The 6782-nt window shown below is 60.2% G+C and carries 7 protein-coding genes; 4 read left to right on the top strand and 3 right to left on the bottom strand.

Going from position 1 to position 6782, the window contains the following annotated elements; all coding sequences use genetic code 11:
* Positions 1-100: 100 nt before the first annotated feature.
* Complete coding sequence (locus QMX91_RS27555; protein ID WP_282413677.1) at positions 101-1735, bottom strand: methyl-accepting chemotaxis protein; 1635 nt, start codon at positions 1733-1735, stop codon at positions 101-103.
* Positions 1736-2038: 303 nt separating this feature from the next.
* Between QMX91_RS27555 and QMX91_RS27550 the strand changes: the two genes are divergently transcribed.
* Complete coding sequence (locus QMX91_RS27550) at positions 2039-2869, top strand: undecaprenyl-diphosphate phosphatase (RefSeq protein ID WP_098964138.1); 831 nt, start codon at positions 2039-2041, stop codon at positions 2867-2869.
* The gene (locus QMX91_RS27545) at positions 2866-3294 is read left to right on the top strand and encodes a DUF1294 domain-containing protein (RefSeq protein WP_041064418.1); all 429 of its coding nucleotides are present in this window, start codon (positions 2866-2868) and stop codon (positions 3292-3294) included. The genes QMX91_RS27550 and QMX91_RS27545 overlap by 4 nt, the downstream gene beginning before the upstream one ends.
* A 115-nt stretch (positions 3295-3409) precedes the next feature.
* On the opposite strand, the gene QMX91_RS27540 is transcribed toward QMX91_RS27545, so the two are convergent.
* Entirely contained in the window at positions 3410-3769 is a 360-nt protein-coding gene (locus tag QMX91_RS27540) for an MmcQ/YjbR family DNA-binding protein (RefSeq protein ID WP_282413676.1), read from the bottom strand.
* Positions 3766-4674 carry a LysR substrate-binding domain-containing protein gene (locus tag QMX91_RS27535; RefSeq protein WP_098964136.1) on the bottom strand — a complete coding sequence of 303 codons (909 nt, stop codon included), beginning with the start codon at positions 4672-4674 and terminating at the stop codon, positions 3766-3768. The genes QMX91_RS27540 and QMX91_RS27535 overlap by 4 nt, the downstream gene beginning before the upstream one ends.
* A gap of 125 nt (positions 4675-4799) precedes the next feature.
* On the opposite strand from QMX91_RS27535, the gene QMX91_RS27530 reads away from it, so the two are divergent.
* Positions 4800-5411: an FMN-dependent NADH-azoreductase gene (locus tag QMX91_RS27530; RefSeq protein ID WP_064587669.1), complete on the top strand. Its 612-nt coding sequence runs from the start codon at positions 4800-4802 to the stop codon at positions 5409-5411.
* Positions 5412-5649: 238 nt separating this feature from the next.
* On the top strand, positions 5650-6687 hold the full coding sequence (locus QMX91_RS27525; protein ID WP_027612711.1) for a dienelactone hydrolase: 1038 nt from the start codon (positions 5650-5652) through the stop codon (positions 6685-6687).
* Positions 6688-6782: the final 95 nt, after the last annotated feature.

Here is a 6782-nt window from a genome sequence, read left to right as displayed (position 1 = left end):
GTAGGAGTGAGCCTGCTCGCGATGGCGGTGGGTCAGCCGCTCTGTGGTTGACTGATACGACGCTATCGCGAGCAGGCTCACTCCTACAGGGGGAGCGGGGTCAGACGCGGAACTGGCGCAGAAGCTGGTTCAGCTGTTCACTCAACTGCCCAAGCTTGACGCTCGCCGCACTCGACTGCTCCGCCGCCAGCGCCGTACTGTGCGACAGACCGGCGGCCTGCGTGACGTTCTGGTTGATGTCCTCGACCACATGCGCCTGTTGCAGTGTGGCGCTGGCAATCGAGGCATTCAGGCCGTTGAGATTGCGCAGGGCCTGGCCGATCGCGTTAAGGCTGGCACCGGCGAGGCCGGCCTGTTCGATGGTCAGTTGCGAGGCCTTGCTGCTGTCGCCAATGACTTTCACCGCCGCTTCGGAATGATTCTGCAGGCGTTCGATCATGCTCTGGATTTCCGCCGTCGACTTTTGCGTGCGCTGCGCCAGCAACCGCACTTCATCGGCCACCACCGCAAAGCCCCGGCCCTGTTCCCCGGCGCGGGCCGCTTCGATGGCCGCGTTGAGCGCCAGCAGGTTGGTTTGCTCGGCAATCGAGCGGATCACCTCCAGCACACTGCCGATCTGCGTACTTTCGGCCGCCAGGGTGCGAATCACTTCGACCGCTTGGTCAATGGTTCCGGACAACTTGTCGATCTGTTGCAGACTGCCGTCGATGTTGATCTGGCCCTGCTGCGCCTGAGCTTCGGCATCGCGCATTTCAGCGGCAGCATGTTCGGCGTTCTTCGCCACATCCTGCACGCCGTAGGTCACTTCGTTGATTGCGGTCGCCACCAGTTCCATCTGCTGCGATTGCTGTTGGCTGCGCTGCTGGGCCTGAGTCGCATCGTTGCCCAGTTCACTGGACGACTGACCCAGCGCACTGGCCGAAACCTGCAGGTCACCGATGACCCGGCGCAACTTGGCGGTGAAGGCGTTGAAGTGATGCGCCAGTTGCGTGACTTCGTCCTGACCGTGGGTGTCGAGGCTGCGGGTCAGGTCGCTCTCGCCGCTGGCGATGTTGGCCATGGCGTTCACGGTTTCCTGCAACGGACGGACGATGCTGCGGGCAATCAAAATCACCAGCAGGGCCATGATCACGGCGATCACCAAACCAATCACCGAAGCCTTGATCAACTGCCCCCGGAACTCGCTCTGCACATCATCGACGTAAACGCCCGAACCGAGCACCCAGCCCCACGGCTCGAACAATTTTACATAGGAGGTTTTCGCCACCGGTTCGCTGGCACCGGGCTTGGGCCAGCGGTAATCGACCATGCCCGCGCCTTTGCTTTTGGCGATCGCGACCATCTCGTTGAACACCGCGAAACCGTCTGGGTCGCGGATCGCCGAAAGGTTCTGGCCTTCGAGTTTGGGGTTGGTCGGGTGCATGACCATCACGGGGGTGAGGTCGTTGATCCAAAAGTAATCGCTCTGGTCGTAGCGCAGGCCACGAATGGCGGTCAGCGCTTGCTTCTGTGCGGCTTCGCGGGTCAGGGTGCCAGCGGTTTCCAGGTCGTGGTAATAGGTCAGCAGGCCGCTGGCGGTCTGCACCACATGCTGGGTTTTCTGCGCCTTGGCGTGGTACAGGTCATCGTGGATCTGCTTGAGCATCAACACGCCCAAGGTCAACAACATGACCACCGCCACAATCAAAATGAGCCACAAGCGTCGGCTGATCGACACACTGCGCAAGCTGTTCATAACGCTGTCACTCCGATTTCTTTTTCTTGTAATAAATCAACGCCAGCATCCAACCACGTTTGGGTGGTCAGGCATACGCGACCCAAGTCGAATAACGCCGCAGCACTATTAAGGCTTGTCTGTTAGGATTTCGGCCCCGCGCGTGAAAACCTGAATCCAAATTGATATTTCACGGAATTTTGACCGTTTCGTGTGGATGCTGTGCGCGCGGAATCGGTACAGCAACAAACAGCTACGCTGATCGCAGTGAACGTAAAAAATATTATCGGGGCATGCCACCGTGTATCGCTCTTTGGGGGATTGATGGATCTTTGGACCGCCTTGCAGGCACTGATTCTTGGAGTTGTAGAGGGGCTGACGGAGTTTTTGCCCATTTCCAGTACCGGACACCAGATCATTGTTGCCGACCTGCTCGAGTTCGGCGGCGAACGGGCCATGGCGTTCAACATCATTATTCAGCTCGGCGCGATCCTTGCGGTGGTCTGGGAGTTTCGCCGCAAGATTCTCGACGTGGTGATCGGCTTGCCGACCCAGCCGAGTGCACGGCGTTTTACTGCCAACCTGCTGATCGCGTTTCTGCCGGCGGTGGTGCTGGGGGTGATTTTTGCCGACCTGATTCACCAATACCTGTTCAATCCGATCACCGTCGCGACCGCGCTGGTGGTGGGCGGTGTGATCATGCTGTGGGCCGAGCGTCGGCAACATGAAGTGCACGCCGAAACCGTGGACGAGATCACCTGGAAGGACGCGCTGAAAGTCGGTTTCGCGCAGTGTCTGGCGATGATCCCCGGTACCTCGCGTTCGGGCTCGACGATCATCGGCGGCCTGCTGTTTGGCCTGTCGCGCAAGACTGCGACCGAGTTCTCGTTCTTCCTGGCGATGCCAACCATGGTCGGTGCGGCGGTGTACTCCGGTTACAAGTATCGCCATCTGTTTGTGCCGGCGGACTTCCCGGTGTTCGCCATTGGTTTCATCACCGCGTTCATCTTCGCCATGATCGCCGTGCGCGGTCTGCTCAAGTTCATCGCCAGCCACAGTTACGCGGCATTCGCCTGGTACCGGATTGTTTTTGGTCTGGTGATTCTGGCGACCTGGCAGTTCGGCTGGGTGGATTGGTCGGCGGCGAAACCATGAGTGATTCCCGCGCGCGCCGCCCGGATGGACGACCGTCCGGTGGCGGCATTCAGCATCTGAAACTGAAACTGGCGGTGCTGCTGATCGTGTGCGCGCTGCCGCTGTTCGGCTCGCTGTCGATGTGGCTACGTGGCATCTCGCTGGTGCCGTTGACTGCTTATGGCGTGGTCAGCGTGCTGGCGTTTTTCATGTACTGGGCAGACAAGCGCAAGGCCCGCGCCGATGCGTGGCGCACACCGGAAAACATCCTGCATGCGCTGGAACTGGCCGGCGGCTGGCCCGGCGCGCTGATCGCCCAACAGGTGTTCCGGCACAAGACGCGCAAGGTGTCGTTTCAGATTCTGTTCTGGGTGATTGTGGCGCTGCATCAGGTGTTCTGGATCGATCAGTTGTTTCTCGGTTCGAACCTGCTTTCACTGTTCTAAATCACCACAAATCCTCTTGTAGGAGTGAGCCTGCTCGCGATGGCGTCGCATCAGTCAAGGATATGTCGACTGACACACCACTATCGCGAGCAGGCTCACTCCTACAGGATCGGGTTTACAGCAGTAATCCGATTTGGGTCTTCTTCGGCAACTTGCCCACCACCAACTGGTGCGAACGCTGCAGCAATGCCCGCAATTCCTCGGCACCCAGCGGGTAGGGCGGGTGCATGATGATCCACTGCGCCCGCGCCAGATAAGGCGCAGGGTGAATACCCGGGCGGGCGCAATGGCCGAGAAACAGGTCCTTGTCGACCTTGAACGCCAATGAATCCCCGCGCAGACCTTGCAGGGCAAACATCTTGTTGCCGGCAATCGAGAACACCCGCACGCCGCCCCATTTGTAATCCTCCCGCGCCCCCGGCAAGGCCAGGCAGAAGGCGGCGACATCCGCTTCGTTCATTTTTCCCTTGTTCATAACAACCGCTCCCCACACGCATTGAACGATTCGACCAGATGATCGATCCATGCCCGCACCGCCGGCATCACCCCGCGTCGATGCGGATACACCGCCTGCAACCAGCCGCCGGGCAACGACCACTCGGGCAACAGTTGCACCAGCGCGCCGCTCTCAAGGTCGGCTTCGCAATACATCATCGGCAGCAGGGTAAAACCCTGGCCGGCCAGCACACAGGCCTTGCGCACGATGAAATCATCGATGCCCAGCCGCGCTTCCATGTTCAGTTCGATGCTGTTGCCTTGCTCGTCCAGCAAGCGCACATGCACCATGCGATCGGCCTCCAGCGCGCCGAGCACCGGCAGGTTCTTCAAATCCTGCGGATGAGTGATGGTTTTGCCCTCGACAAAGGCCGGGCTGGCGACGACGACCATTTGAGCCTGACGCAAACGTCGAGTCACCAGTAACGGATCTTCATCACCGAGTTCGCGCACACGCAACGCGACGTCGAAACCTTCAGCAACCAGATCCACCCGGCGATTGAGCAGCACCACCTCCAGTTGCACCTGAGGAAATTTGCCGAGGAATTCGCTGATCACCCACGGCAACATTTCCCGCGCCAGACCGGTAGGACAGGATACGCGCAGGCGGCCACGTGGCTCGCTGGACATGCTGGCGACCGCTTCGTCGGCCATCTCCGCTTCCAGCAACATCGCCTGACAGTGACGCAAGTAGCGCTCGCCAACCGCGGTCAGGTTCAACTGGCGCGTTGTGCGTTGCAGCAGACGGGCGCCGAGGCGCTCTTCGAGTTCGGCGATGCGTCGTGACAGGCGGGACTTGGGAATGCCCAGCAAACGCCCGGCCGCCGCGAAGCCACCGGCCTCGACCACCTTGGCGAAATAGTAGAGATCATTGAGATCCTGCATGAAAAGTCCACCGTTCTATCAGTGGGACGAACTATCGCATTGTCGGCGGCTAATCAGCTATTGGTTTCTTCCGTAGGATTGTCTCCATTCCGTCGCCGCCGGCGATTCTTTACAGGAGATTCCACATGAAACTGCTGCACATCGATTCGAGCATTCTGGGCGACAACTCCGCTTCCCGTCAGTTGAGCAGCCAAGTCGTCAAAGCCTGGCAAGCCGCCGAGCCAACCGCCGTGGTCACCTACCGTGACCTGGCCGCCGACGCCATCAGCCACTTCTCGTCGACCACCCTGGTGGCTGCCGGTACCACTGCTGAACTGCGCGACGCCGCACAACAGCACGAAGCCGAACTGAGCGCCTCGACCCTGGCCGAATTCATCGCTGCCGACGCCATCGTCATTGCCGCGCCGATGTACAACTTCACCGTGCCGACCCAGCTCAAGGCCTGGATCGACCGCGTCGCCGTTGCCGGCCAGACTTTCCGTTACACCGAAGCCGGCCCTGAAGGCCTGTGCGGTGGCAAGAAAGTGGTGATCGTCTCTACCTCCGGCGGCATCCATGCCGGTCAGGCGAGCGGCATCGCTCACGAAGAATATCTGAAGCTGGTACTGGGCTTCCTCGGCATCACCGACATCGAAATCGTCCGTGCCGAAGGTCTGGCCTACGGTGAAGAAGTGCGCAACAACGCGATGAGCGCTGCTCAGGCGAAGATCAGCGAGCAGTTGTTCGCCGCCGCGTAAGCATTGCGTAAAGACCAGCTGCCGTTCAGGTAGCCCCTCAAAAAACTCTGTATTCTGGTTCTGCAAGGGCCAGATGCGGAGTTTTTTGTTTCTGACTGTTGCATAATCTGGCCCGGGTTATGCAGTCAAACGATCAACGTCTGAGTGCAACGCCGCGCCGGATTACCGAACCACCGGGTTTCGGGCGTGTCGGAACACAAAGGATCTTTCGATTGAGTAACACAGGGTGGGCCATCCCATGATGCGTCTTTGTGCAACGTTACTGATTTGCCTGCTCGGCAGCCTCGGTTCAGTGCATGCCGCGCCCGGGCGACACCCTGTCTGGAGTGTCGGTTACCACGAAATGACATTCCTCGATCCGCTGGATCTGCAACCGATGCGCGCCATCGCCTTCTATCCTTCCAGCGACCGCGAACATAGCAGCCTGCTTGAGGGTTACACCGTCGAGGCCGGCGCTGACACCAAGGTGGCCATCGGTCGTTTTCCGATGCTGATGCTGTCTCACGGCAACACCGGAACGCCGCTGGCGCTGCATGACCTCGCCACCTCGCTGGCACGCAAGGGCTTTGTGGTGGTCGCGGTGATTCATCCCGGCGACAACTCCAAAGACCACAGCCGCCTCGGCACCCTGAGCAATCTGTATGGGCGGCCGATCCAGATTTCCGAAGCGATCACCGCGACCCTCGGCGACCCGATGCTCTCGCCGTTCGTCAACGCTGATCAGGTCGGGGTCATTGGTTATTCGGCCGGTGGCGAAACCGCGTTGATTCTCTCCGGCGCGCAGCCGGATCTGGATCGTCTGCGCCGCTACTGCCAGGAACGCCCTGACGACCATGATGCCTGCAACACCCAGGGTGAACTGATCGTCGACCGCGACGATTTGCAGCCAGTGGCCGATTCGCGCGTGCATGCCTTGCTGCTGATGGCGCCGCTGAGCCTTAAATTCGGCCGTAGCACCCTGGCGGATGTGCATGTGCCGGTGCTGCTGTACAGCGGCGATGGCGACAAACTGGTGGCCTTCGACAAAAACGCCGCGGCTCTGGCGCGCAAACTGCCGACCGCGCCGGACTTCAAGTTATTGGCCGGGGCAGGGCACTTCGTATTCATGGCGCCGTGCAACGAAGAGCAGATCCGCGCCATGCCGGCGTTGTGCACCGACGCTGATGGCGTGGATCGCGAAGATATTCACCGCAACCTGATTTCCGAGGCCGGGCAGTTCTTCTCGCGCACGCTCGGCAAGCCGAGCCGGGCGGGGATGCAGACCGCGGATCAATAAACGACTCAATCCCCCTGTGGGAGCGGGCTTGCTCGCGAATGCGATAGATCAGTCACTCTATATTTTGACTGACCCACCGCCTTCGCGAGCAAGCC

Source organism: Pseudomonas sp. PS01299 (assembly GCF_029960145.1).
GTDB classification, from domain to species: domain Bacteria; phylum Pseudomonadota; class Gammaproteobacteria; order Pseudomonadales; family Pseudomonadaceae; genus Aquipseudomonas; species Aquipseudomonas putida_A.
The sequence above is the reverse complement of the archived record's forward strand: the minus strand, read 5'-3'. Positions and strand labels throughout refer to the sequence as shown.

Coding starts and splice junctions, on each gene's coding strand:
- QMX91_RS27555 (WP_282413677.1), bottom strand. CDS start 1,735: ATGAACAGCTTGCGCAGTGTGTCGATCAGCCGACGCTTGTGGCTCATT.
- QMX91_RS27550 (WP_098964138.1), top strand. CDS start 2,039: ATGGATCTTTGGACCGCCTTGCAGGCACTGATTCTTGGAGTTGTAGAG.
- QMX91_RS27545 (WP_041064418.1), top strand. CDS start 2,866: ATGAGTGATTCCCGCGCGCGCCGCCCGGATGGACGACCGTCCGGTGGC.
- QMX91_RS27540 (WP_282413676.1), bottom strand. CDS start 3,769: ATGAACAAGGGAAAAATGAACGAAGCGGATGTCGCCGCCTTCTGCCTG.
- QMX91_RS27535 (WP_098964136.1), bottom strand. CDS start 4,674: ATGCAGGATCTCAATGATCTCTACTATTTCGCCAAGGTGGTCGAGGCC.
- QMX91_RS27530 (WP_064587669.1), top strand. CDS start 4,800: ATGAAACTGCTGCACATCGATTCGAGCATTCTGGGCGACAACTCCGCT.
- QMX91_RS27525 (WP_027612711.1), top strand. CDS start 5,650: ATGATGCGTCTTTGTGCAACGTTACTGATTTGCCTGCTCGGCAGCCTC.